Here is a 24,128-nt window from a genome sequence, read left to right as displayed (position 1 = left end):
CCACGCGCTCGCGGTGAGATTCCGGTCACGGGGCCGTCACCCCGCGCCGACAGACTCGCGGGTTTTCGCAACCACCCGCATCGCTTCGGCCGCGCCTGACTCCCGTGAAGACTGACTCCATCAACTCCAAGGCCCGGCGTGGCCGTTTCCTGTCCACGCTGCCGCTGACCGGCCTGCTGACCCTCGCCGCCTGCGGCGGCAGCAGCGGCGGCGGCAATGGCAACGAGCCGGAGCCCGGCGCCTGGACCACCGGCGACCTGCACGTCCACACCGTCCAGTCCGACGACTCGCGCACCACGCAGACGCTGGACCTGGTGCTGGGCAAGGCCTTCACCTCGAACAACCTGGACTGGATGGCGGTGACCAACCACCTGCGTTCGTCCAAGTACGACAACAACGCCAACCTGCTGGCCGCCCCGGTGGCCTTCGCCTACGGCATGGAGTCCTACGAGCTGCCCCGCATCCAGGCGCTGCAGGCCGCCGGCACCTATGACAAGAAGCTGATCTTCTCCGGCTTCGAGTGGGACACGCCCACCCACGATCACCTGGGCATCGGCATCTTCGAGGGCAGCACCACGCTGGCCAGCTCGCCCCATGCCGCGCAGGAATTCCAGTACGTCTTCACCACCGCCGACGAGTCGCTGTTCAAGGCGGACGACGTGACCCGCTGGAAGGCCAAATACAGCCAGCGCGCCAACGCCACCGCCGCCGACGCGCTCAAGGGCATCGCCTGGCTGAAGGACAACTATCCGGACTCGAGCTACGCCGTCATCAACCACCCGTCGCGCAATCCCGGCAAGTACACCATCGCCGACTTCAGGCAGATGAACGACCTGGCGCCCAGGATCGTCTTCGCGATCGAAGGCATGGTCGGCAACCAGATGGAGCCCGATCGCGGCGGCTACAACTCCGCCTACATCGACGCCAACAAGCCCAACCGCACCTACGGCGGCACGGACTACGTCGTGGCGCAGCTCGGCGGCGTGTGGGACGCGCTGCTGGGCGAGGGCCGCCGGATCTGGAACGTCGCGGACTCCGACTCGCACTTCGAGATCGACGCCGCCGGCAACAGCAGCGGCTACTTCCCGGGCGAGTACGCGAAGAACTACGTGTGGCAGCCCAAGGACAGCACCGGCATCGCCGGGCTGCTGGGCAGCCTGCGCGCGGGACGCAGCTTCGGCGTGTTCGGCGACCTGATCAACGCGCTCGACTTCAATGCCGCTGCGGGCGCCGGCAAGGCCAGCATGGGGCAGGAACTGATCGCCGGCGCGGGGCAGTCCGTCACGGTGACGATCCGCTTCAAGAGCCCCTCGGTGAACAACTACCAGCGGCCGGTCAACAGCGGCAACCTCGGCAACATGGTGCCCAAGGTCGATCACGTCGACCTGATCGCCGGCGACGTCGGTGCCAAGGCCGCGCCGGGCACGCCCGCGTACGACGTGGCGACCAACCCGTCGACGCGCGTGCTCAAGCGCTTCACCAGCGCCGACTGGACGCTGGGCGCCGACGGCTACTACAGCGTCACGACCACGCTGACCGCCAGCAAGAGCCAGTACTTCCGCCTGCGCGGCACCAACCTGGCCGTGGACGTGCCCAACCTGAGCGCCGGCGGCGAGCCGCTCGCCGACCAGCGCATCACCACGACCGACAACGCCACGCGCCACGACCAGATCAACGACCGCAACTACGGCAGCCTCTGGTTCTACTCGAACCCGATCTTCGTCACGGTGAAGTGACCGGCCGGCGCGGGCCGCGCTCAGACCGCGGCCAGCGCCTGATCGAGATCGGCGATCAGGTCGTCGATGTGCTCGATGCCGACGGAGAGCCGCACCGTGTCCTCGGACACGCCGGCCTTGTCGAGCTCGGCCGGCGAGAGCTGGCGGTGCGTCGTCGAGGCCGGATGGGTCGCCAGCGACCGCACGTCGCCGATGTTGACCAGGCGGGTGAACAGCCGCAGCGCGTCGAGAAAGCGCGCGCCGCGCTCGCGGCCCTCGCCGGCGGCGCCCTTCAGGCCGAAGGTGACGATGCCCGAGGCCTTGCCCGAGAGGTACTTGCGCGCCAGCGCGTGATCGGGATGGTCCTCGAGGCCCGCGTAGTTCACCCAGCCCACCTTCTCGTGGTGCGTCAGGTGCCGCGCCAGGCGCAGCGCGTTGTCGCTGATGCGGTCCAGGCGCAGCGCGAGCGTCTCGATGCCCTGCAGGATCAGGAAGGCATTGAACGGCGACAGCGCCGCGCCGGTGTTGCGCAGCGGCACGACGCGCGCCCGGCCGATGTAGGCGGCGGGGCCGAGTGCCTCGGTGTAGACCACGCCGTGATAGCTCGGGTCAGGCTCGTTCAGGCGCTTGAAGCGCTCCTTGTGCTGCGCCCAGGGGAACCTGCCCGAGTCGACGATGGCGCCGCCGATGCTGGTGCCGTGCCCGCCCAGGTACTTGGTCAGCGAGTGCACGACGATGTCGGCGCCGTGCTCGATGGGACGGCTCAGGTAGGGCGAGGGCACCGTGTTGTCGACGATCAGCGGAATCCCGTGGTCATGCGCGATGCGGGCGATGCGCTCGATGTCGGTGACGTTGCCCTGCGGGTTGCCGAGCGACTCCACGAAGATCGCCTTGGTCCGCGCGTCGATCAGCGCGGCGAAGGCGTCGGGCTGGCGGTAGTCGGCGAAGCGCGCCTGGATGCCGTACTGCGGCAGCGTGTGGGCCAGCAGGTTGTAGGTGCCGCCATACAGCGCGCTCGACGCGACGATGTTGTCGCCGGCCTCGGCGATGGTGAGGATCGCGTAGGTCACCGCCGCCTGGCCCGAGGCCACGGCCAGCGCGCCGATGCCGCCCTCCAGCGCGGCGAGGCGCTTCTCCAGCACGTCGTTGGTCGGATTCATGATCCGGCTGTAGATGTTGCCGGGGACCTTCAGGTCGAACAGGTCGGCGCCGTGCTGCGCGCTGTCGAAGGCGTAGGCGACGGTCTGGTAGATCGGCACGGCCACGGCCTTGGTCGTCGGGTCGGGCGTGTAGCCGCCGTGGACGGAGAGCGTTTCGAAGCGCCAGGAATCGGACGCGGCGGACTGGGTCATGAGGGCCTCCTCGGTCTGGGTCGCCGCAGGCTACGGCCGCGATGTGGCGCCTGGAACTGAGGTTTGCTCATGAGCTCATGAGGGCTTTGCCGTGACTTGCGGACCGTCCCTCGGGCCGAGGTACAAGAACGCCTTCGGCCATCGAGGCCTTCAAGTCCCGGGAGTCCCCATGTTCGATCACGTGAAGTTCGGCGTCAGCGACTACGCAGCGAGCAAGACCTTCTTCCTCAAGGCGCTGGAGCCGATCGGCGTGCGCATCTGCGGGGAAGGGGAGCCGTCGTACGGCATCGAGATCGCGCAGGGAGACTCGTCGCTGTGCCTGTTCCAGACCGCCGAGAAGCCCGCGCCCCTGCACATCGCCTTCGTGGCGGCCTCGCGCGACCAGGTCGATGCGTTCCATCGCGCGGCGCTGGCGGCCGGCGGCAAGGACAACGGCGGGCCCGGGCTGCGTCCGAACTATCACGCGAACTACTACGCGGCCTTCGTCATCGCGCCGGACGGACACAACATCGAGATGGTCTGCCACAAGCCGGACGCCTGATCCGGAGCGGCGCGATGGCGATCAGTCCTGCTCGCGCTGCAGGGCCTGGCTGATGATCAGGCAGCATGGCTGCCCGAGGTAGTCGAGCGGGACGGCGTTGAGCATGGCCCGGCCGGCCTTGCCGGCCGCGTCGCGCGTGCGCACGGCCATGTCGGTGACGTGGCCCTGAGCCTGCAGCACCTGATAGAAGACATCGCGGTCCTGCGCGATGACACCGTAGGCATGCGATGCCGTCGTCGTGCCGATGACGTCCTCGCGCGTGAGTCCGTAGCGGCGGCACAGTGCCGGGTTGGCCTCGACGATGCGCCGGTCGGCCACCGCCACGATGGCCATCGGCACCGGAGCGGCCTCGAACAGGCGCTGGAAGCGGTCGCGGCCGGCCTCGATCTCGCGGGCCGCGGCGTCGCGGGCCTGGCGGCTGTCGACGCTGTCCAGCGCGAAGGACAGGTCGGCCCCGAGTTCCTCGAGCAGCGCCATCAGTTCCGCGTCGAAGAAGTCGGGCTGGCGCGCGCACAGCATCAGCGTGCCGGCGACGGCGCCCGCGCGCCGGATCGGGATCCAGGCGATCGCGCGGATGCCCTGCGCGACGGCCTCCGAGCGCCAGCGGCCGGCCTGGGAGTCGAGCACGTAGTCGTTGCTGACGGCGCTCACGCCATCGCGCAGCACGCGCGCGGTGTAGGTGCCCTGGACCTCGGGCAGGCGCAGGTCGAGTGGATCGGGGACGTTGCGCAGCACGTCGACGGCCGGGCCGGCGCTGGCGACGCGGTGGGCGAGGTCGCCCTCACGCACATAGACGGCGGCCAGCATCGCGTTGCCGGCGTCGACGCAGAGCTGGCAGGCCTCGGTGAAGAGCGCGCGATCGTCGTCGATGCGCAGCACCATCCGGTTGGCCCGCGACAGCGTGAGCAGCACCTGTCCCATGCGCTCGGCGCGGGCGAGCGCGGCCTGATGCGCGCGGCGCTCGCGGATCAACCGGATCAGCAGGACCGCGATGCCGGCGGCCATCAGCAGGGCGGCCAGCGTCGTTGCACTCATGGGCAGCAGCTCCTCCGAGGGGTGTGGGGCCCATCCGGGCGTGATGCCGGGGCGGCGGGCCCGGTCCTTTGGTCGAGTATCTCCTCACGTGCGTCGGCGTCCCAAGGGCGGCTGCCCTCCAGTTCGGGGGACGCCGGGTCGGAAAAAGTTGCGGGGAGGCTGTCGAAACCGGCCCTTGCCGTCCGTCGTCCAGGTGTGAGAGCGGCGGATGCCGGGGAACACCGGTTGCCCGCCCGTCCGGCCGCCTCCACAGTCCACCCCCATCGCATCGCTCAAGGAGACTTCCATGCTCGCCAAGAACACCATCTGCATCTGGTACGACCGTGACGCCGAAGAGGCCGCGCGCTTCTACGAGAAGACCTTCCCCGACAGCAAGGTCGGCCGCGTCACGCGGGCACCGGGCGACTTCCCGTCCGGCCAGCAGGGCGACGTGCTGGTGGTCGAGTTCAGCGTGTGCGGCGTCGCCTGCATCGGCCTGAACGGCGGGCCGCAGTTCAAGCAGACCGAGGCCTTTTCATTCCAGATCGCGACCGACGATCAAGCCGAGACCGACCGCCTGTGGAATGCCATCGTCGGCAATGGCGGCGCGGAGAGCGCCTGCGGCTGGTGCAAGGACAAGTGGGGCGTGAACTGGCAGATCACGCCGCGCGTGCTGACGGACGCCTTGCACCACCCGGATCGTGCCGCGTCCAAGCGGGCGTTCGACGCGATGATGGAGATGAAGAAGATCGACGTCGCCCGGATCGAAGCCGCGCTGCGCGGCTGAGGTACAACCGCCCCTCGATTCCGAGGAGGCGGCCATGACATCCGAACCCATTCCCCATGAGATGCCCGAGGCGCTGCGGTCGCTGCTGGACCGGCGCTTCGAGCGCATCGTGGTGTTCAGCGGGGCGGGCATGTCGGCGGACAGCGGCATCCCGACCTTCCGGTCGGGCAGCAACGGCCTGTGGGGCGAATTCGATCCGCAGCAGCTCGCGACGCCCGAGGCCTGGCGGCGCGACAGGGACACCGTCTGGGGCTGGTATGAATGGCGCCGTGGTCAGGTGATGGCGGCGCCGCCGAATCCGGGGCATGTCGCGGTCGCGCGGATGCAGCAGGCGCTCGGCGCGCGGGTGGTGACGCAGAACGTCGACGATCTGCATGAGCGCGCGGGCGTCGAGGGCGCGCTCCATCTGCATGGCAGCCTGTTCGCGGCGCGATGCGATCGCTGCGGCGCGCCGCATGAGCTCGCGGATCCGCCGCCTGAGGCGCAACGGCGATTGAAGCCGCCGGCTTGCGAGCATTGCGCGAACGGGTCGATCCGGCCTGGCGTCGTGTGGTTCGGGGAAGGGCTCGACGACGACGTCGTGAATGCGGCGGCCGGGCTCATCGCCGCGTGCGACCTGCTGCTGATCGTTGGCACGTCCGGCGTCGTCTATCCGGCGGCGGGGATGGTGAGGCTCGCGCCGCAGGGCGCGGTGATCGTCGAGATCAATCCAGCGCCCGGCGACGTCGCGGCGCAGATCGCTTTCCGATGGCAGACGACGGCGGCAATCGGGTTGCCGGCGGTGGCGGATCTGTTGGGGGCCGCTCGCTGACAGGCGATCAAGCGCGGCCCCGGCAATCGTGTCTCGCCTTGTCCCTTTCCGCTTCCCCGGCTTGGCGCTTGCCGGATGAGGGCAGGGCATCGCGCGCCGATGTTGGCGCTGTCCCTTTTGCCAGCGAAGGAATCGTCATGGATCCAAATGAACGCGAGGCGTTGTCGCGCCGCAAGATGGTCGGCGGGGTCGTGACCGGGCTGGCCGCTGTCGCCAGCGTGGCCGGCAGCGGCCCGGTGATGGGAGCTCCCGTGCCGTCGCCCGGCGCGCCGCCACCACCGCTGCGCAATCCGGCAGAGCTTTATCCCAAGCCGCCTTTTCCAAAGCAGGAACAGCCGTGGCCGGGGCTCGCCAGCAAGATGACGCCGCGGCCCGACCATGGCGAGACCAGCTACGTCGGCCGAGGCCGTCTGGCCGGTCGCAAGGCCTTCATCACCGGCGGCGACAGCGGCATCGGCCGCGCGGCGGCGATCGCCTTCGCACGCGAGGGGGCGGACGTCGCGATCAACTATCTACCGGACGAAGAACCGGACGCGCGCGAGGTCATCCAGCTGATCCGCGATGCTGGCCGCAAGGCGGTCGCGCTGCCGGGCGACCTGAGAGAGGAGGCGTTCTGCCAGCGCGTGATCGCCGACGCGGTCCGTCAACTTGGCGGCCTGGACATCCTCGTCAACAACGCCGCCCGGCAGCAGAGTCACGAGTCGATCGTGGACATCGCGACCGACCAGTTCGACTGGACCTTCAAGACCAATGTCTATGCGCCGTTCTGGCTCAGCAAGGCGGCGATACCGCATCTGCCACCGGGTGCGGCCATCATCAACACGGTCTCGGTGAATGCCTACGACCCGGGCGAGAACATCGTCGATTACGCGATGACCAAGGGCGCGCTGATGATCTTCACCAAGGGCCTGGCGAAGCAGCTGGCCAAGCGCGGCATCCGGGTCAATGGCGTCGCGCCGGGGCCGTTCTGGACGCCGCTGCAGGTCACCGGCGGACAGACGCAGGAGAAGCTGCAGAAGTTCGGCAGCGACACCCCGATGGGCCGCCCTGGGCAGCCGGCGGAACTGGCTCACGTGTATGTGACGCTGGCGTCATCGGAGGCGAGCTACATCACCGGGCAGATCTACGGCGCGTCCGGTGGGCGCGGGAATCCATGAGGAAGACGGCGGCTAGGTTTTTCCCTAAATAGTTCGCGCGACGCATGAACTAGGATGGTCACGGGATTTAGCGCTATATCAACTCCGAAGTGATGAGCGCGTTACGTTGAAAGGTTCCGAGACATGACCGGTCATCGTCGTTCTGCCAGGGCGTCCGCTCCCCGGCATTTCCTTCATTTGGCTCTGATGGGGATCGCGATCTCCGGCAGTGCGCCAGTCCTGGCGGGCACCGGCAACGGTGACCTCACGGACACCAACATCAACTACGTCGGGCGCTGGGACAAGAGCAGCAGCGCCCTCTATCGCAGCTATTGGAACGGCTCGTATCTGTCCACCAAGTTCACCGGCACCACGGTGAAGGTGAACCTGGCCGAGAAGACCGTCTTCATGGCCATCGTGGATGGCGTCCCCACGACCTACTGGGATGCCGTCGGCACGATCAACCTCACGCCCACGCCGCTGGCGAGCGGGACGCACACGCTGAAGATCCTCGCCAAGTACGAGAAGATCGAGCTGCCATTCCAGGGCCTGGTGCTGGACGCCGGCGCCTCCACGGTGCGGCCCGACACGCTTCCACTGGTGGAGTTCGTCGGCGACTCCATCACCTCCGGCGTGACGACGACCGACGCCGCGGTCTCGGACTACGCCTGGCTCACCGGCGAGCGAATGGCGGCCGATCACACCCAGATCTCCTATCCGGGGATCACGCTGTCCGATGGGTATCACTACTCGGACAACACCTTTCCGGGCATGGAGTCGCTGTACTTCAAGCTGTGGCAGGCCAACCGCTGCCCCGACGTGGCGTGCACCGGCAACCCGGCCTGGGACTTCTCCAAGTACACGGCCAAGCTGGTCGTCGTGAACCTGGGCAGCAACGACTCCTTCAACTCGGTGCCTTCGGCCACGTTCCAGAGCCGCTACACCGGCTTTCTGCAGAACATCCGGGCCAAGTATCCGAACGCGGACATCTTCGCGCTGCGCACCTTCGGCGGCTTCTACCAGGCGGAGACGCAGGCGGCGGTGACCGCGCGCGTCAACGCGGGCGATGCCAAGGTGCACTACATCGACACCACGGGCTGGCTGGATTCGTCGAGCGGGTCCACCGACTTCACCGACGGGCTGCACCCCAGTGACACGGGCCACGTCAAGGTCAGCAACCGCCTGCTGCCGATCCTGCTGCCCTACCTGGGCAGGGTGACGCGCAACGACGCCGGCTTCAGCTACGACAACGCCGCCAACTGGCCGGGCGGCAGCCAGACCGGCGCCTATCAGAACGACAACCATTGGTCCGGGCTCGCCAACGCTTACTACCAGGTGCCCTTCACCGGCACCCAGGTCAAGGTGTATGGCGGGCAAGCGCCGGCGCACGGCATCGCCGCGGTGTCCGTCGACGGCGGCGCGGAAGTCGCCATCGACACCTATTCAGCCGCTCGCAAGGACGACGTGCTGCTGTGGAGCAGCCCCGTGCTGGCGGCGGGCAGTCACACGCTGAAGGTGCGGGCCACCGGCGCGAAGAACGCCAGTTCGTCGAACACCTTCGTCACGGCCGACCGGGTCGACGTGATCGACGGCGGCGTGAACCTGCTGAGCAACGCCGGCTTCGAGAACGGGCTGGGCGGCTGGTTCACGGGGTCGCAAGGCGGCACGGTGTCCACCGCCACGACGCGGCCCAATTCCGGTTCGTTGCACCTCGTGCACAGCGGCACGGGAGCGTACTGGGCCTACACCGCGCAGACGCTCACCGGCCTGCCCAACGGGCAGTACACCGTGAAGGCCTGGGTGCGGGGCACGGGCGGGCACCAGCTGTACGTGAAGAACTTCGGCGGCAGCCAGGTGTCCGTGGCCTCGATGGCGTCCGACGGGTATACGCAGCTCAGCATCAGCAACATCAATGTGAGCAATGGGAACGCCGAGATCGGGTTCTGGACGAGCGACTCGACGGGCTCCGCCTGGCTCAATGTCGACGACGTGACCTTCTACAAGCAGTAAGACCGAACTCAACCGGCGTCGGGCTCCTGAGGCAACTCAGGGGCCCTTCGACTTTTCACCGCTCGAACCGATATCCCACCCCATAGATCGACCGGATCCGGTCCGCCCCCGCGCCGGCCTTCTCGAGCTTGCGCCGCAGGTTCTTCACGTGGCTGTCCACCGCGCGCTCCGTGACCTCGCGGCCATCGACGTGCAGCAGGTCCAGCAGCTGCGTCCTCGCATACACGCGCCCGGGCTGCGCGGCCAGGATGTGCAGCAGGCGGAACTCGATCGGCGTCAGGTCCAGCGCCTGGCCCTGCCAGCTCGCTGTCCATCCCGCCTCGTCGATGCGCAGCGGCTCGCCGCCCGACGCGAAGGCCGCCACCGCGGCCGCCGTCGCCGCTTCGTGCGCGCGGCTGCGCCGCAGCGCGGCCTTCACCCGCGCCATCACCTCGCGCGGACTGAACGGGTTCTTCGCGATGTAGTCGTCCGCGCCGGTCTCCAGCCCCATCAGCCGGTCCGATTCGTCCGCCCGCGCCGTCAGCATCAGGATCGGCACGCTGCTCCTGGCGCGCAGCTCGCGGCACAAGGTCAATCCATCCACGCCCGGCAGCATCAGGTCGAGCAGCACCAGGTCATGCCGCCTGGCCGTCCAGGCCGCGATCACCTCGGCGCCGTCAGCCACGCACTCCGGCTCGTGACCTGCCGCCCGCAGGTAATCCGCGAGCAGCGCCGCCAGCTTGGGTTCGTCCTCGACGACCAGCACCCGCGCCGGCCCCGGCTCCATCGGCATCGGCGCCAGACCCGGTCCGCTCACCGGCAACGGGACATCCGCTTCAGCCATGGGCCGGCAGCTCCACTCGCATCCACAGCCCGCCCAGCGGCGACGGGCGCGCCTCGATGCGGCCCTCGTGCGCCTGCGCGATGCGCTGGCAGATCGACAGCCCCAGCCCCGAGCCGCCGCCGCGCCGGCTGCGCGAGGCCTCCACGCGGAAGAAGCGCTCGAACAGCCGCGGCAGATGCTCCGGCCCGACGCCGGGCGCCGTGTCCTGCACGTCGATGACCACCTGCCCGCCGCTGCGCCACGCGCTGATGCTCAGGGCGCCGCCGGCCTCGGTGTAGCGGCAGCTGTTCTCGACGAGATTCGCCATCAGCTGCCGCAGCCGCCGTTCATCGCCGAACACCCGCAGCGGCTGCTCCGGCAGATCCAGCCGCAGCTCGAGCCCGCTCCCGTTGAGCCGCTCGCCGAAGGCGCCCGCCGTCACGCCGATCAGCTCGCGCAGGTCCAGCTCCGCCTTGCGGTAGGCCAGCGCGCCCACGTCCGCCATCGACAGCTCATGCAGGTCGTCGACCAGCTTGTGCAGCGTCGCGACCTCGCCCTGCAGCGAGCGCAGCGCCTGCGCGTCGAGCTTGCGCACGCCGTCCTCCAGCGCCTCCAGCTCGCCATGCAGCACGCCCAGCGGCGTGCGCAGCTCATGCGAGACGTCGGCCAGGAACTCGCGCCGCATCGCCTCGTTGCGCTGCAAGGTCAGCGCGAGCTGGTTGAAGTCCCGGCCCAGTCCGGCGATGTCGTCGTTGCCGCGCGTCTCGGGCACGCGGACTTCGAATTCCCCCGCCGCGAGCCGGTGCGTCGCGTGCGCCACCCGCCGCACCGGGCGCAGCAGCCGCAGCGAGATCCAGTACGCCACCGCGCCGGCCAGCAGCACCGCGGCGCCGCCCACCACCCAGGCCGAGCGCAGCTGCGCGTCGTAGAAATGCTTCTCCGCGCCCGGGCTCACCGACTCGATCGGCGTCAGCGCCAGCCAGCCCACCGTCAGCCCGTCGACGATGATCGGCCGCTCCACCGTCGGCTCCACCGGCCCTGCGTAGCCGGCGACACGCACGCGGTTCTCGTCGAACAGCGTGAAGCGCCGCGTCGCGCCGGTCAGGTCGGCCGGGCCGTGCTTGACCGCCGGCATGTCCGCCTCCGGCACCAGCGGCCGCAGCAGCCGGCCCCACAGCTCGGGTTTCTCGCGCAGGAAATCCCAGCTCCGGCCGTTCTCGCGATAACCCGCCGTGACGCTGGTGCGTGCGAGCTCCAGCCGGTTGACGGCCTGCTCGTTGAGATAGCCGATGAAGTCCCGGTTCAGGTTGATGTGCGAGAACACGCCCATCGCCAGCGCCACCGCCATGGCGGTGCTGAAGACGGCGATGAACAGCCGGACAGTGAGGTTGAACGGAAGCTTCAACGCGTTCTTCAAGGTCTCTCCACATTCGTCGGCCAGCATCCGCCGCCATGCCGAAGATTCTGACACTCCTCGCGCGCGCGGCCGGTCCGCGCGCGCCGACGCCGCGCCCGCTGCCCCGCTCGATGCCCCGCTCGATGCCGCTCCCGATCGCGCTGCCGGCGCTGCTGGCCATGACTTTCGTCGCCGCCGGCTGCGGCGAGAAGAAGCCCGAGGCCGCCAAGCCCTCCGCGCCCGAGGTCGGCGTCGTCATCGTTTCGACGCAGGACGCGCCGCTCGCGCTGGAGCTGCCGGGCCGGCTGTCCGCGAGCCAGGTCGCCGAGATCCGCCCGCAGGTCAGCGGCATCGTGCAGAAGCGGCTCTTCGACGAGGGCAGCACCGTGCGTGCCGGCCAGGCGCTGTACCAGCTCGACGCCGCCACCTACGAGGCCGAACGCGCCCGCGCCGCCGCCGCGCTGCAGAAGGCCGAGGCGCAGGCCGCCGTCGCCCGCAGCCGCGCCGAGCGCGACGCCGAGCTGCTCAAGGCCGATGCGCTCAGCCGCCAGAGCGCCGACGACAGCGCCAGCGCGCTGCGCCAGGCGCAGGCCGACGTGGCCGTGGCGCGCGCCGCCCTCGACGCCGCGCGCGTGCAGCTGGAGCGCACCCGCATCGCCGCGCCGATCTCCGGCCGCATCGAGGTCTCCACCGTCACCCCCGGCGCGCTCGTCACCGCCAACCAGACGCAGGCGCTGACCACCGTCCAGCAGCTCGATCCGATGCACGTGGACATCGTGCAGAGCAGCGCCGAGATCCTGCAGCTGCGCCGCCAGCTCGAGGGCGAGGGGCCGTCCGGCAAGGGCAGCCGCCAGATCCGGCTGCTGCTCGAGGATGGCTCCGAGTTCGCACAGCCCGGACAGCTGCAGGTCAGCGGCGTGACCGTCGATCGCGGCACCGGCGCGGTGACGCTGCGCGCCGTCGTGCCCAATCCCGGCGGCCTGCTGATGCCGGGCATGGTGGTGCGCGCGCGGCTGCTCGCCGGCATCGACCGCGATGCCGTCGTCGTGCCGCAGCAGGGCGTCACCCGGTCGCCGACCGGCGAGGCCACGGCGCTCGTGGCCGGGGCCGGGAACAAGGCCGAGCTGCGCCGCCTCGCGCTCAAGCGCGCGCTGGGCAACCAGTGGGTGGTGGCCAGCGGCCTGAAGGCGGGCGACAAGCTCATCGTGGAGGGCCTGCAGCGCGTGCGGCCCGGCCAGCCGGTGACGCCGGTGCCGGCGGGGCCGGGCAGGAAGAAGGGCGCCGAGAAGGGCGCCGAGAAGGACATCGAGAAGGGCGCGGGCGCCTCGGCCCCGGCCGGCGCCGCGTCCGGGAGCGTCTGATGGCCGCCTTCTTCATCGACCGGCCCATCTTCGCGTGGGTGCTGGCCATCGTCGTGATGCTGGCCGGCGCGGCCGCGGTGCTCGGCCTGCCGCTCGAGCGCTACCCCGACATCGCGCCGACGCGGATCTCGATCAACACGAGCTATCCGGGCGCATCGGCCAAGGCGATCGAGGACTCGGTGACGCAGGTCATCGAGCAGAACCTCAAGGGCATCGACGGCCTGTTCTCGATCGAGTCCTCGAGCAACGCCTCCGGCGGCGCCAACACGCAGCTGAGCTTCGTCGCCGGCACCGATCCCGACCTGGCGCAGATGCAGGTGCAGAACAAGGTGTCGCAGTCGCTGTCGCGGCTGCCGCAGGCGGTGCAGGCGCAGGGGGTGCGCGTGACCAAGGCCGGCTCCGAGCCGCTGATGGTCGTCATGCTGACCAGCGACAACCCGGGCGTCAGCTCCGCCGACCTCGGCGACTACCTGTCCAGCACGCTGCAGGACATCATCAGCCGCATCGAGGGCGTCGGCGACATCAACGTCTTCGGCTCCGGCTACGCGATGCGGATCTGGCTGGACCCGGCCAGGCTGCAGCGCTACGCGCTCGTGCCGGGCGACATCCGCAACGCGCTGCTGGCGCAGAACACCGAGGTCTCCGCCGGCCAGCTCGGCGCGCAGCCCGTGCCCGACGGCCAGCGCCTGACGGCGATCATCACCGCGCGCGCCAAGCTGCAGACGCCGGAGCAGTTCCGCGCGATCGTGCTGCGCGTGCAGCCCGACGGCTCGGCGCTGCGGCTGGGCGACGTGGCGCGGGTGGAGCTGGGCCGCGACAGCTACACCACCAACGTGCGCAGCAGCGGCGTCACCGCCGCCGGCATGGCCATCGTGCCGGCCAGCGGCGCCAACGCGCTCAAGACCGCCGAGCTGGTCAAGGCCAAGTTCAAGGAGCTCGAGCCCTTCTTCCCGCACGGCATGAAGGTCAGCTTCACCTACGACACGACGCCCTTCATCAGCGTCTCCATCGAGGGCGTGGTGCACACGCTGATCGAGGCGATGGTGCTGGTGGTGGTGATCATGTACCTGTTCATGCAGAACCTGCGCGCGACGCTGGTGCCCGCGATCGCGGTGCCGGTCGTGCTGCTGGGCACCTTCGGCGTGCTGGCGCTGGCGGGCTACTCGATCAACACGCTGACGATGTTCGGGCTGGTGCTGGCCATCGGCCTGCTGGTGGACGACGCGATCGTGGTCGTGGAGAACGTCGAGCGCCTGATGCGCGAGGAGGGGCTGAGCCCGCGCGACGCGACCCGCGCCAGCATGAAGGAGATCAGCGGCGCGCTGGTGGGCATCGCGGTCGTGCTGTCGGCGGTGTTCATCCCGATGGCCTTCTTCGGCGGCTCGACCGGCGTGATCTACCGCCAGTTCTCGATCACGGTGGTGAGCGCCATGATCCTGTCGGTGCTGGTGGCGATGAGCCTGTCGCCGGCGCTGTGCGCGACGCTGCTCAAGCCCGTCCACAAGGGCGAGCACGCCGCCCATGGCGGGCCCTTCGGCAAGCAGCTGGACTGGTTCTTCGGCGGCTTCAACCGCGGCTTCGACCGCTTCACCGAGCGCTACGTGTCGCGGGTGCGCTGGCTCACCGCGCGCGGCGTGCGCAGCTTCGCCGTCTACCTGCTGCTGATCGCCGCGCTGGCGGTGCTCTACAAGACGCTGCCCACCTCCTTCCTGCCGGACGAGGACCAGGGCGGCCTGCAGATCCAGGTGCGGATGGCGCCGGGCGCCACGGCCGAGCGGATGGAAGCGGTCGCGCAGAGCATCGAGACCTATCTGGGCGAGCAGAAGGAAGTCCGCTTCTACAACATCGTGCGCGGGGCCGGTGGCGACCAGGGCTCCGGCCAGGGCTTCATCCGCCTGACCGACTGGCCGGAGCGCACCGGCCGGGAGCAGGGCGCGGGCGCGCTGGCGGAGCGTTTCAGCCGCGAGCTCGGCAAGCGCGTGCGCGATGCCAACATCTACGTCGTGCAGCCGCCGACGGTGCGCGGCCTGGGCGGCAGCGCCGGCATCCAGCTGTTCCTGCAGGACCTGGGCGGCGTCGGCAGCGAGGTGCTGATCGAGTCGCGCGACCGCCTGATCGACCTGGCCAACCAGCGGCCCGAACTGACCCGCGCCCGCACCAACAGCCTGACCGAGACGCCGCAGCTGCAGATCGACATCGACGACCACAAGGCCGGCACGCTGGGCGTGTCGACGGCGACGATCAACGACACGCTGTCGATCGCGCTGGGCAGCAGCTACGTGAACGACTTCATCGACCGGGGCCGCGTCAAGCGCGTGCTGGTGCAGGGCGAGGGCGCCTACCGCGCCGATCCCGAGGCGCTGCGCTACTGGTACGTGCGCAATGCCGCCGGCGAGATGGTGTCCTTCAGCGCCTTCGCCAAGGCCGGCTGGACCAACGGTCCGCGCCAGCTGGTGCGCTACAACGGCAGCGCCGCCTACGAGATCCAGGCCGACGTGCGGCCCGGCGTGAGTTCCGGCGCCGCGATGGCGGCGATGGAGCAGGTGCTGCGCGAGATGCCGCCCGGCATCGGCTACGAGTGGTCCGGCCGCAGCTACCAGGAGCGCCTGTCCGGCGACCAGGCGCCGATGCTGTACGCGGTGTCGGTGCTGTTCATCTTCCTGTGCCTGGCGGCGCTGTACGAGAGCTGGTCGGTGCCCTTCAGCGTGATGCTGGTGGTGCCGCTGGGCATCATCGGCGCGCTGGCGGCGAGCCATCTCGGCGGGCAGATGAACGACGTGTTCTTCCAGGTCGGGCTGCTGACGACGGTGGGCCTGTCGGCGAAAAACGCCATCCTGATCGTGGAGTTCGCGCAGACGCTGCTGGGGCAGGGCATGGGGCTGGTCGAGGCGACCTTGAAGGCCTGCCGGCAGCGCCTGCGGCCCATCCTGATGACCTCGCTCGCCTTCATGATGGGCGTGCTGCCGCTGGCCTACGCGAGCGGCGCGGGCTCGGGCTCGCAGCGCGCGATCGGCGTCGGCGTGCTGGGCGGCATGGGCAGCGCGACGCTGCTGGGGATCTTCTTCGTGCCGCTGTTCTATCTGTGGGTCAAGCAGCGCTTCAGCCGGGGCGGGCAGGCCAAGGCCGGCGGGCCCGGTGCCCTCGAGGGACCCCCGCGCGAGCCGGGTGACGCCGCGCAGCCGGAGGTGCGGGCATGAAGCGCGCCGTGACCTTCGCCGGGATCTTCGCCGTGCTGCCTGCCGTGCTGGGCCTGGGCGCCTGCGGCAGCCTCGTGCCTCCCACCGGCACGCCGCGTCCGCCGATGCGCGAGGACTTCCGCGCGGCGGCGCCGGCCGCCGCCAGCGCCAGCGCCGCCGCCGTGGAGGCCTCGCATGAATGGCGCGGCTTCTTCAGCGACGCGCGGCTCGATGAAGTCGTTGCCATCGCGCTCGACCAGAACCGCAGCCTGCGCGCGAGCGCCGCGGCCGTGGAGCGGGTGAGGGCGCAGTACCGCGTCACCGCCGCGGACCGGCTGCCGGAGATCGGCCTGGGCGCTTCCGCGACGCGGCAGCGCACGACGGGCAGCGGCGCGGCCACGGCCTATGCCGTCAACCTCGGCCTGGCGAGCTATGAGATCGATCTGTTCGACCGGCTCGGCAGCCTGGAGGGCGCGGCGCTGTCGCGCTTCCTCGCGGAACAGGAGACGCAGCGCAGCGCGCGGCTGAGCCTGGCCGCGGAAGTGGCGACGGCCTGGCTCGGCCTGGCGGCGGCGCAGCAGCGGCTGGTGCTCAACCAGGAGTTGCGCGAGAGCCAGCGGCGCTCGCATGAGCTCGCCGAGCGCCAGTACGCGCTGGGCGCGGCCTCGGGGCTGGAACGGGCACGGGCGCGCACGGCCTTCGAGTCGGCGCGCGGCGACGCGGCCGAGAGCGTCTCGGCGGTCACGCAGGCGCGGCTGCAGCTGGAGCTGCTCGCCGGTCAGCCGCTGCCCGATCGGCTGCTGCCCGCCGCGCAGGGCGCGCAGTCCGCGATGGCCTTGCCGGCGGTGCCGGGCGGCCTGCCGGCCGAGGTCCTGCTGCGGCGTCCCGACCTGCGCGCGGCCGAGGAGCGTCTGCGCGCCGCGTCCTTCGACGTGGGCGCGGCCCGGGCCGCGCGCTTCCCGCGCCTGACCCTGACGGCCAGCGGCGGCACGCGCAGTCCGGACCTCGACGGCCTGTTCAAGAGCGGCAGCGGCGTGTGGAGCATCGCGCCGCAGATCGACCTGCCGCTGTTCGACGGCGGCCAGCGCCGCGCGCAGGTGGCGGTCAGCGAGGCCAGCCGGCAGGAAGCCCTGGCGGGCTATGAATCGGCGCTGCAGTCGGCGTTCCGCGATGTCGCGGACGCGCTGGCGGTACGCGACCAGCTGGACGAGCGGCTCGACGCGCAGCAGGCCCAGGTCGACGCGGCCGAGCGCTCGCTGCAACTGGCCGAACGCAGCTACCGGCTGGGGGGCAGCAGCCAGCTGGAGCTGCTCGACGCGCAGCGCCAGCTCACGACCGCCAGGCGCGTGCTCGTGACGCTGCGCCAGACCGAGCAGGTCAACCGCATCGCACTGCTGCGCGCACTGGGCGGGCGCTGGACGCCTTGAGCCGGGCGAGTAGCGGCGCGGGGCTGGGGAGGCTTGGCTTATCTTCACTGCCACGGCCGCAGGCCCTCACCCCTCCCTCTCCCACTTCGCGGGAGAGGGTGCAAGAAAGGGCCGCTGCACCCCGCGCGTCTTCACCTTTGATGCTCCGCCCCTCTTACTCCCTCGCCCGCTTGCTTCACCTTTGATGCTCCGCGCCTCTTACTCCCTCGCCCGCTTGCGGGAGAGGGCAGGGGTGAGGGCCAGCAGCCTCCGCATGCCACCCACTTCAACCGAGCCCGAGTTCTCCCTTCGCAAGATCGCGGTCCCGGCCTTCGGTCCATCGCTGCTGTTCGGCGTCGGCGAGGGCGCGATCCTGCCGATCGTGCCCTTGATGGCGCGGGACCTGGGCGCCTCGGTCTCGATGGCGGCCTTCGTGGTCACGCTGATCGGCCTGGGCTCGCTGCTGAACAACATTCCCGCGTCGGTGATCACGATGCGCTGGGGCGAGCGCTGGGCGATCGTCGCGGCCGGGGTGTGGAGCGCGCTCGGCATGGCGCTGTGCGTGTTGACCTCGGGTCTGGTGCCGTTCTCGATCGGCTGTTTCATGGTGGGCATGTCGCAGGCGGTCTACATGCTGGCGCGGCAGAGCTACCTGACCGAGGCGGTGCCCGCGCTCTACCGCGCGCGCGCCTTGTCGACGCTGGGCGGCGTGATGCGGATCGGCATGTTCATCGGGCCTTTCCTGTCGGCCGCGGCGGTGCATGCCTTCGGCCTGCAGGCGGCCTTCGCGGTCGGCATCGCGGGCGTGCTCGCGGCGGCCTCGATCGGGCTGCGGCTGCCCGACCTGCATCCGCCGCCGCATCCCCCTGGCGCTCCCGCGCCAGCGCCGGTCTCGCTCGGCACCATCGTGGCCGATCACCGCCGGGTATTCCTGACGCTGGGTCTGGGCGTGGTGCTGGTCAGCGCGGTGCGCGCCTCGCGCCAGGCGGTGATCCCGCTGTGGGCTGATCACCTCCTGCTCGCGCCGGCCGTGGCCTCGCTGATCTACGGCATCTCCGGCGGCATCGAGATGCTGCTCTTCTATCCGGCGGGCCGCGTGATGGACACCAAGGGCCGCCGCTGGGTCGCGGTGCCGTCGATGGCGATCATCGGCGTGGCGCTGCTGGCGATGCCGTTCACCGCCGGTTTCGCGACGCTGCTGATCGCGGCGACGGCGATCGGTTTCGGCAACGGCATCGGCTCGGGCCTGATCATGACGCTGGGCGCGGACTTCGCGCCGCGCCACGGCCGCGCGTACTTCCTGGCGGTGTGGCGCTTCCTGTCGGACCTGGGCGGCTCCTGCGGACCGGCCTTGCTGTCGGCGCTGGTCGCGACCGCGTCGCTCGCGGGCGGCATCGCGGTCACGGGCGTGCTGGCGCTGGCGGCGGCGGCGCTGCTGGGCGCGTGGATTCCGGCCCGTCACGCGGCTGCGCCGCCGGATCCACCGCGCTGAGCCGCGCTGAGCCGCGGCGCCGGCGCCGCTACGGCGCATCCCATTCCGCCTGATACCGCGACACGTCGATGCCGGCCTCCACCAGCGGCTTGCGGTTGCGCTCCCGCGTGATCCGCGGGCTGGCGAGGATGAAGCCGCGAATGACCTCCTCCGTGCCCACGCTGTGCCCCGGATCGGCCAGGCTCTCCGTCACGCGCGTCACCTTGCGGCGCGCCAGGGCCCGGAACAACGCGGGCACCCCCTTCAGCAACTGCTTCAACAGCGCGTCGGCTTCGGGCGTCCACGCCTTGACCTTGGGCAGTTCCGGCGCCGTGTCGTACTCGTCCTCGCTCAAGTGGCGCCAGACGCAGATCGCATGTCCGTCCTGGTCCTGCAGCGTGGCGGCCAGCGTGGACTCCGCGCTGCGCTGCGCGGCCAGGGTCAGCGACAGGCCGTTCGCGACCAGCGCGTCGACGCAGGCCTGGACATCGCCAACGCGAACGCGCAGCAGACAGCGATGCTCCACCCGCGCGACCTGCATCAGGCGCAGGGCGATCGTGCCGCCGGCATCCAGATCGATCCATCCGTCGCCTCTGGCCGTCTCGCAGAAGCCCAGCAGGTCGCGATGAATGCGCAGCGCGCGCGCCAGGTCCGTGGTGGGCAGGTCGGCATGCGTGATGCCGAAGACGGCGAGGGAGGGCGAGGTCATGGCGCGTCGGGGTGGAGGGGAGAGAGGTTGGGAAGGCCCAGGGCCCGGGCGTCAGGCCGCGGTCATGGGCGCGGTCACGGGCGCGGTCATGGGCGCGCGGTCAAGGGCGCCAGCAGCGCGACCATGCGGGCGCAGCCCAGGGCGCCCGCGTGGCGGAGCAGCGCGGCAGGCACGTCCGGCGCGGCGTGCAGCGCCAGCAGATAAGGCAGCGGGCCGATCGCCGAGAAGTACCAGGGGCCGCCGTCGGTCCACACGAGCACCTCGCGGGCGCTGCCGACTTCCCGCAGCGGGCCCAGGTGCGTATCCATTTCGTCCAGCAGGAAGGCCGAGGTCGCGGACAGCGCGTCGGCCTGCAGGGCGCCGGTCGTGGCCAGCGCCAGGCCATCGCGCGAGGCGATCGCCGTGCTCAGCAGTCCGGGGCAGTGGTCGGCCAGGCCCCGCAGCTCCCGGGCGAGCAGGTCCTCGACCGGGCGGGCGGGTTCCGCCGGCGGTGCCGGGGCGACGGCCGTGTTCAGCCGCACCAGGCGGCGCGCGAGCCGCACCAGCGGCGGGCAGCGCTCGGGGGCGAGGCCCTGCAGGGCCAGGCCGTAGACGGCGGCGTTCGCGCCGTCGCCGGCTCGCAAGCGCACGCAGGCCTGGGGCGGCGATGCCGTGCCGCGGTCCCGGCGGTCCTGGCAGTCGGCGCCCAGCGCCTGAGCCACCACGAGTCCGTCCGCATCCAGCAGGGCCGCCTGCGAGGCGCCCAGCGCCACCATCGCCGCGAGGTCCGACTGGACGCCGGCCCAGCGCGGATCCGGATTGGCGGGCGGCGCGAGGAAGGTGTCGATGCAGGCCGCGCGCTGGAGCTGGAACATCAGGCGAGCCCAGTCCTGCGCCCGCCTCGGCGGCAAGGCCGCCAGCTCGGCGGGCTCCCAGGCGCGGCCGGGATCGCGCAGCAACAGCGCCTGCAGCAGCGCGCTGGCATCGTCGCGGCGCCCTTCCGACAGGCCGCGCATCACGCCCAGCGGCGTGAGGTCGACGTAGCGGACGGTGGTCATCGAGCCCCGCCCGTCATCCCGCCCGTCATCCCACCCATGAGCCCCGCCATCGCCAGCGCCGCCGTGCGCGCCCCGATGAGCAGGCGCCCCAGCGGGCATTCGGGCGACGCCGCGACCGCCAGCACGCCGTGCTCGCCGGTGCGCGTGAGCAGGACGGGACCCGCCTGGCCTTCCAGGATCAGCTGCTGCAGCTCGCCGCGCTGCGCTTCCCGGGCGGCGCGGCCGCCCAGCGCGAGCAGCGCCGCGCACATCGCGCCGAACCGGTCCGGATCGATGTCCTGGCCCAGCACGGAGGCCACCACGCGGCCGTCGCTGGTCATCAACGCGCAGGCTTCGATGGCGTGGTGATCGCCGCGCAGCGCGCGCAGCACCGAGCGCGCCTGGCTGGACTGCGCCGCGGAGAGGGCGGTGGGGGGCGTCATCCGCTCAGAGCGCCGCTTCGATCTCGGGCAGCGCCATGCGCGCCTTCGTCAGCACCATGCCGAGGTTGGCGCCCTTGCGGCACACGTAGGTCGCGACCTGTTGCTGGCGCTTGCCGCGCAGGAACACGTGGATCAGGTTGTCGCTGTTCACGATCATTTCCTGGAAGTAGTGATGACCGTCCTCGGGCACGCCGCGGGCCGAGCGGAACAGCCGTTCGATGGCGACCACGCTGGGACCCTGGAACAGGTCGGCGGTGGCGGCGGCCAGCATCTCGATGACCTCCTGCGGATGCGAGTCGACGGTCTTGACGCCCAGCAACATGCCGGAGGCCAGGTCGACAAAACCGGTGGCGACGCAATCGGGAACACTGGTGATGGCCTTCTGCAGGGCTGCGTCGAGCTTGGACATGGGATGCCTTTCGTTGGAGGAGAAACGTTGGAAGAGAAACAGGGGGAATGCCGCGCAAGCGGCTAGCAGGGAGACGGGGAGATGCGTGCCGCGGGAGCCAGGCCCGCCCGCTCGCCCAGGACTTGCAGTCCGCCCGCGACGTCGCGCGCGAACCTGTCCAGGAATTCGATCTGCGAGGGGGACTGCACCCACCCCGGGTGGCGCTGGCGCACGTCCCGCAAGGCCCGGCCCCCGTCCAGGCGTCCGGCATGACGCCATATCCAGTAGGCGGCCAGCAAGGTGCCGGTGCGGCCCAGACCCGCGCGGCAATGCACGGCCACGACCTCCGCGCGGCCCAGCCACTCGTCCAGGCTGCGGCAGAGCCGCAGCGCCTGTTCCGCCGTCGGGGGCTGCATGTCGATGATGGCGTCATGGCTGACGGTCATGCCGCAAGCCGCGGCCCGCGGGGCGTCGAACGGCCGGTCGGTCAGCGACACCAGCCGCGTCACGCCGACGCCCTGCAGCAGGCCCAGGTCATAGTCCGCCGGATGCACCAGGCCCGGCCACGGGGTTCCGGCAAGCTGCCCGGGCATCAGCCAGGCGAAGCCGGTGGGCCCGAGCGAACGCGGACGGGCCGGCGCGGGCGCCACGGCCGGGGCCGCGGTCCGTCCGGGCTCCGGCGCGGGAGGGTCTTGAGGCGCGGCGTCGATGGCCGCCAGCGGCTCCTCGGGGCAGGAGCCGGTGCGCAGGAACTCGCGTCCGGCGTCCGAGCGCGGCGTGTCGAAGAAGGCGCCCGCCGGTCCGAACTCCTGCACCCGGCGGCTGGCGATCAGCAGCACGTGATCCGCCATCGCGCGGGCATGCCCGAGGTGGTGCGTCGCCACCAGCACGGCGCGCCGCGTCCCGAGCAGGCGCAGCAGGTCCACGATGGCGGCGGCCTCATCCCCGTGCAGGCCGGCGGTCGGTTCGTCCACCAGCATCAGCGGTGTCTCATGCAGGGCCGCGCGCAGGATGGCCACCAGGCGCTGGTCGGCGGGCGGCATGTCGAGCACGGCGTCCCGCAGGTGTCCGCTCAGCCGTTGCAGGCCGAGCGACGCCAGCCAGGCCGACACATGAATGACCTGTTCGCGGGCGGTCATGCGCGCGCGCGCCGGCCATCCGTCGACCAGGTTCTCGAACACGCTGGAGACCATCAACGGGGTCTTCTGCATGACGAGCGGCGGGCGCTGGTCCCTGGCCTGGTACTGCCGGTGGCCGTCGAGCCGGAGCAGGGGATGGCCGTCGTTGACGCCGGACAGCGTCCGGAGCAGCGTGGACTTGCCGGTGCCGCTGGGGCCCAGCAGCACGGTGACGCCCTTGCCCGGCAGATCGAGGTCGATGTCCATCAGGACGCGGCGCTCGCCGTACGAGACACCGAAGCCTCGCAGCGCGAGCACCGTGCCGTGCGGCGGATCGCCGTGTCCCGTGAGCGCGTTCACGCCAGACAAGGCCGGGTCCTGAAGCGCTGCTGAACCTCGAGCATGGCGGCCAGCCCGGTCAGCAGGGCCCGCACGTCATCGCTCTCGCGAGCATCCAGCACCTGCACCGGCGGTGAGCACGACAGGCAGCCGCAGGCCACGCGGGCCGGCTCCAGCACCGCTTCGTAGCGGGCCAGGTCGCCGTCGGGGCGGCCGTCGAAGTGCGTCACGCCCACCATCAGCGGACGCCGCTTCTGGCCGGGCTGCATCAGCAGGCCGTAGTAATGCGCCAGATCCGCCACCGGATCCTGCGCGGAGTCGTCGATCAGCAGCAGCACGCCTTCGCATTGCGCGAGCAGGATCTCCCACATGAAGTCGAAACGATCCTGCCCCGGCGCGCCGTACAGGACGATGCGGTCCCGTTCGTCGAGCCTCACCACCCCCAGGTCCATCGCCACCGTCGTGGTCGCCTTCAGCAGCGCCACGTCGTCGGACGGGCGCACGTCGGTGTCGACCGTCTCGATGTCGCTGATCGCGCGGATGGCGGTCGTCTTGCCGGCGCGGACGGGGCCGAGCAACAGGATCCGGCTTTCCATCGTCAGCTCCTGAGCCGCTTGAGCAGCTTGCTCCAGAGGCTGTCGCCGCGCACCGGCTCCTCGAATCCAGCCGCCGGGGCGCTCGCTGCGGCGGCACGTCCGGCGGCGCGCAGGCATCCTTGATGGCGCAGTTCGCGCAGCAGGGCCCGCACCGTCGCCACGGGCAGGTCCAAGCGGCGATGGATGAGGAAGCTGGCCGAGGGCGAATGCGCCAGCAGCGCGCAGATCCGGGCCATGTCGACCTGCTGCGCGGCAGGCAGCCGGCGCATCTGGGGCCAGCGCACGAGCGCGATTACGGTGGAGGAAGGGGCGGCATCCGCGTGCGGGGCGGAGTCGGCGAAGGCGGAGAGCGCGAAACCTGCGTCGTCCTCCGCGAATCGGCTGTCGGCTGGCGCCGCGTGGCGTCCCGCGGGTGGCGGGCTCTCCTCCGTGGCCGGAGCTTGGGATCCTGAAGTCATCAACTGCGCCTCATGTCCTGGCGCCCTGCGCCCGGTGCAAACGGATGGCGGGGCGGATGGCGGGGCGCCGTCTCAAGCCGGCG

General features: G+C 70.9%; 21 protein-coding genes. 10 read left to right on the top strand and 11 right to left on the bottom strand.

The genetic code is table 11. The features are described from left to right. The first annotated feature begins 104 nt into the window (after window positions 1–104). Entirely contained in the window at window positions 105–1,736 is a 1,632-nt protein-coding gene (locus ACEN96_RS17110; RefSeq protein ID WP_495584291.1) for an S-layer protein, read from the top strand. 20 nt (window positions 1,737–1,756) lie between these two features. Here ACEN96_RS17110 and ACEN96_RS17105 read toward each other — a convergent pair whose 3' ends face one another. Further along, window positions 1,757–3,067: an O-acetylhomoserine aminocarboxypropyltransferase/cysteine synthase family protein gene (locus tag ACEN96_RS17105; protein ID WP_495584290.1), complete on the bottom strand. Its 1,311-nt coding sequence runs from the start codon at window positions 3,065–3,067 to the stop codon at window positions 1,757–1,759. A 169-nt stretch (window positions 3,068–3,236) separates the two neighbouring features. Here ACEN96_RS17105 and ACEN96_RS17100 point away from each other — a divergent pair, with 169 nt between their 5' ends. After that, window positions 3,237–3,608, top strand: coding sequence for a VOC family protein (locus tag ACEN96_RS17100; protein ID WP_495584289.1), 372 nt, complete (start codon window positions 3,237–3,239; stop codon window positions 3,606–3,608). 21 nt (window positions 3,609–3,629) lie between these two features. Here the strand turns inward: ACEN96_RS17100 and ACEN96_RS17095 are convergent, their stop codons facing one another. Then, window positions 3,630–4,643 carry a GAF domain-containing protein gene (locus ACEN96_RS17095; protein ID WP_495584288.1) on the bottom strand — a complete coding sequence of 338 codons (1,014 nt, stop codon included), beginning with the start codon at window positions 4,641–4,643 and terminating at the stop codon, window positions 3,630–3,632. Window positions 4,644–4,929: 286 nt separating this feature from the next. Here ACEN96_RS17095 and ACEN96_RS17090 point away from each other — a divergent pair, with 286 nt between their 5' ends. From ACEN96_RS17090 to ACEN96_RS17075, 4 genes are all read left to right on the top strand, one after another. Continuing rightward, entirely contained in the window at window positions 4,930–5,409 is a 480-nt protein-coding gene (locus ACEN96_RS17090; RefSeq protein ID WP_495584287.1) for a VOC family protein, read from the top strand. A gap of 34 nt (window positions 5,410–5,443) precedes the next feature. Beyond that, complete coding sequence (locus ACEN96_RS17085) at window positions 5,444–6,220, top strand: SIR2 family NAD-dependent protein deacylase (protein ID WP_495584286.1); 777 nt, start codon at window positions 5,444–5,446, stop codon at window positions 6,218–6,220. A 137-nt stretch (window positions 6,221–6,357) separates the two neighbouring features. Next, window positions 6,358–7,377: an SDR family oxidoreductase gene (locus ACEN96_RS17080; protein WP_495584285.1), complete on the top strand. Its 1,020-nt coding sequence runs from the start codon at window positions 6,358–6,360 to the stop codon at window positions 7,375–7,377. Window positions 7,378–7,563: 186 nt separating this feature from the next. After that, window positions 7,564–9,366 (top strand): GDSL-type esterase/lipase family protein, encoded by a 1,803-nt coding sequence (locus ACEN96_RS17075; RefSeq protein WP_495584284.1) that lies wholly within the window; start codon window positions 7,564–7,566, stop codon window positions 9,364–9,366. A 55-nt stretch (window positions 9,367–9,421) separates the two neighbouring features. On the opposite strand, the gene ACEN96_RS17070 is transcribed toward ACEN96_RS17075, so the two are convergent. Both ACEN96_RS17070 and ACEN96_RS17065 read right to left on the bottom strand, forming a co-directional pair. Beyond that, window positions 9,422–10,189: a response regulator gene (locus ACEN96_RS17070; protein ID WP_495584283.1), complete on the bottom strand. Its 768-nt coding sequence runs from the start codon at window positions 10,187–10,189 to the stop codon at window positions 9,422–9,424. After that, window positions 10,182–11,573: an ATP-binding protein gene (locus tag ACEN96_RS17065; protein ID WP_495584282.1), complete on the bottom strand. Its 1,392-nt coding sequence runs from the start codon at window positions 11,571–11,573 to the stop codon at window positions 10,182–10,184. Before ACEN96_RS17065 ends, ACEN96_RS17070 begins: the two co-directional genes overlap by 8 nt. Before the next feature lie 47 nt (window positions 11,574–11,620). Here ACEN96_RS17065 and ACEN96_RS17060 point away from each other — a divergent pair, with 47 nt between their 5' ends. The 4 genes from ACEN96_RS17060 (at window position 11,621) to ACEN96_RS17045 (ending at window position 18,999) form a co-directional block, all read left to right on the top strand. Next, window positions 11,621–12,925, top strand: coding sequence for an efflux RND transporter periplasmic adaptor subunit (locus ACEN96_RS17060; protein WP_495584281.1), 1,305 nt, complete (start codon window positions 11,621–11,623; stop codon window positions 12,923–12,925). Further along, window positions 12,925–16,122: an efflux RND transporter permease subunit gene (locus ACEN96_RS17055; protein WP_495584280.1), complete on the top strand. Its 3,198-nt coding sequence runs from the start codon at window positions 12,925–12,927 to the stop codon at window positions 16,120–16,122. Before ACEN96_RS17060 ends, ACEN96_RS17055 begins: the two co-directional genes overlap by 1 nt. Then, window positions 16,119–17,528, top strand: coding sequence for an efflux transporter outer membrane subunit (locus tag ACEN96_RS17050; protein ID WP_495584279.1), 1,410 nt, complete (start codon window positions 16,119–16,121; stop codon window positions 17,526–17,528). The genes ACEN96_RS17055 and ACEN96_RS17050 overlap by 4 nt, the downstream gene beginning before the upstream one ends. Window positions 17,529–17,781: 253 nt before the next feature. Further along, window positions 17,782–18,999, top strand: coding sequence for an MFS transporter (locus ACEN96_RS17045; RefSeq protein ID WP_495584278.1), 1,218 nt, complete (start codon window positions 17,782–17,784; stop codon window positions 18,997–18,999). Between the two features lie 28 nt (window positions 19,000–19,027). Here ACEN96_RS17045 and ACEN96_RS17040 read toward each other — a convergent pair whose 3' ends face one another. The 7 genes from ACEN96_RS17040 to ACEN96_RS17010 form a co-directional block, all read right to left on the bottom strand. Further along, window positions 19,028–19,687, bottom strand: a complete 660-nt coding sequence (locus ACEN96_RS17040) for a DUF2621 family protein (RefSeq protein ID WP_495584277.1) — start codon at window positions 19,685–19,687, stop codon at window positions 19,028–19,030. A gap of 86 nt (window positions 19,688–19,773) precedes the next feature. Then, a complete protein-coding gene (locus ACEN96_RS17035) occupies window positions 19,774–20,724 on the bottom strand; it encodes a roadblock/LC7 domain-containing protein (protein ID WP_495584276.1) in 951 nt (316 codons plus the stop codon). Then, window positions 20,721–21,146 (bottom strand): roadblock/LC7 domain-containing protein, encoded by a 426-nt coding sequence (locus ACEN96_RS17030; protein WP_495584275.1) that lies wholly within the window; start codon window positions 21,144–21,146, stop codon window positions 20,721–20,723. The genes ACEN96_RS17035 and ACEN96_RS17030 overlap by 4 nt, the downstream gene beginning before the upstream one ends. A gap of 4 nt (window positions 21,147–21,150) precedes the next feature. Further along, a complete protein-coding gene (locus ACEN96_RS17025; RefSeq protein ID WP_495584274.1) occupies window positions 21,151–21,555 on the bottom strand; it encodes a hypothetical protein in 405 nt (134 codons plus the stop codon). Between the two features lie 62 nt (window positions 21,556–21,617). Beyond that, on the bottom strand, window positions 21,618–23,012 hold the full coding sequence (locus ACEN96_RS17020) for a phosphatase domain-containing putative toxin (RefSeq protein ID WP_495588628.1): 1,395 nt from the start codon (window positions 23,010–23,012) through the stop codon (window positions 21,618–21,620). Next, window positions 23,009–23,587 (bottom strand): GTP-binding protein, encoded by a 579-nt coding sequence (locus ACEN96_RS17015; protein WP_495584273.1) that lies wholly within the window; start codon window positions 23,585–23,587, stop codon window positions 23,009–23,011. The genes ACEN96_RS17020 and ACEN96_RS17015 overlap by 4 nt, the downstream gene beginning before the upstream one ends. 2 nt (window positions 23,588–23,589) lie before the next feature. Further along, the gene (locus ACEN96_RS17010; protein WP_495584272.1) at window positions 23,590–23,871 is read right to left on the bottom strand and encodes a hypothetical protein; all 282 of its coding nucleotides are present in this window, start codon (window positions 23,869–23,871) and stop codon (window positions 23,590–23,592) included. Window positions 23,872–24,128 lie beyond the last annotated feature (257 nt).

This window comes from Roseateles sp. Mitsp63, assembly GCF_059491535.1.
Note: the sequence above shows the minus strand (reverse complement) of the source record. Positions and strands in the feature narration are given on the sequence as shown.

What these genes read in the sequence shown, in the direction of transcription:
- ACEN96_RS17105 (WP_495584290.1), bottom strand. Translation starts at nt 3,067, where the DNA reads ATGACCCAGTCCGCCGCGTCCGATTCCTGGCGCTTCGAAACGCTCTCC.
- ACEN96_RS17100 (WP_495584289.1), top strand. Translation starts at nt 3,237, where the DNA reads ATGTTCGATCACGTGAAGTTCGGCGTCAGCGACTACGCAGCGAGCAAG.
- ACEN96_RS17095 (WP_495584288.1), bottom strand. Translation starts at nt 4,643, where the DNA reads ATGAGTGCAACGACGCTGGCCGCCCTGCTGATGGCCGCCGGCATCGCG.
- ACEN96_RS17090 (WP_495584287.1), top strand. Translation starts at nt 4,930, where the DNA reads ATGCTCGCCAAGAACACCATCTGCATCTGGTACGACCGTGACGCCGAA.
- ACEN96_RS17085 (WP_495584286.1), top strand. Translation starts at nt 5,444, where the DNA reads ATGACATCCGAACCCATTCCCCATGAGATGCCCGAGGCGCTGCGGTCG.
- ACEN96_RS17080 (WP_495584285.1), top strand. Translation starts at nt 6,358, where the DNA reads ATGGATCCAAATGAACGCGAGGCGTTGTCGCGCCGCAAGATGGTCGGC.
- ACEN96_RS17075 (WP_495584284.1), top strand. Translation starts at nt 7,564, where the DNA reads ATGGGGATCGCGATCTCCGGCAGTGCGCCAGTCCTGGCGGGCACCGGC.
- ACEN96_RS17070 (WP_495584283.1), bottom strand. Translation starts at nt 10,189, where the DNA reads ATGGCTGAAGCGGATGTCCCGTTGCCGGTGAGCGGACCGGGTCTGGCG.
- ACEN96_RS17060 (WP_495584281.1), top strand. Translation starts at nt 11,621, where the DNA reads ATGCCGAAGATTCTGACACTCCTCGCGCGCGCGGCCGGTCCGCGCGCG.
- ACEN96_RS17055 (WP_495584280.1), top strand. Translation starts at nt 12,925, where the DNA reads ATGGCCGCCTTCTTCATCGACCGGCCCATCTTCGCGTGGGTGCTGGCC.
- ACEN96_RS17050 (WP_495584279.1), top strand. Translation starts at nt 16,119, where the DNA reads ATGAAGCGCGCCGTGACCTTCGCCGGGATCTTCGCCGTGCTGCCTGCC.
- ACEN96_RS17045 (WP_495584278.1), top strand. Translation starts at nt 17,782, where the DNA reads ATGCCACCCACTTCAACCGAGCCCGAGTTCTCCCTTCGCAAGATCGCG.
- ACEN96_RS17040 (WP_495584277.1), bottom strand. Translation starts at nt 19,687, where the DNA reads ATGACCTCGCCCTCCCTCGCCGTCTTCGGCATCACGCATGCCGACCTG.
- ACEN96_RS17035 (WP_495584276.1), bottom strand. Translation starts at nt 20,724, where the DNA reads ATGACCACCGTCCGCTACGTCGACCTCACGCCGCTGGGCGTGATGCGC.
- ACEN96_RS17030 (WP_495584275.1), bottom strand. Translation starts at nt 21,146, where the DNA reads ATGACGCCCCCCACCGCCCTCTCCGCGGCGCAGTCCAGCCAGGCGCGC.
- ACEN96_RS17025 (WP_495584274.1), bottom strand. Translation starts at nt 21,555, where the DNA reads ATGTCCAAGCTCGACGCAGCCCTGCAGAAGGCCATCACCAGTGTTCCC.
- ACEN96_RS17015 (WP_495584273.1), bottom strand. Translation starts at nt 23,587, where the DNA reads ATGGAAAGCCGGATCCTGTTGCTCGGCCCCGTCCGCGCCGGCAAGACG.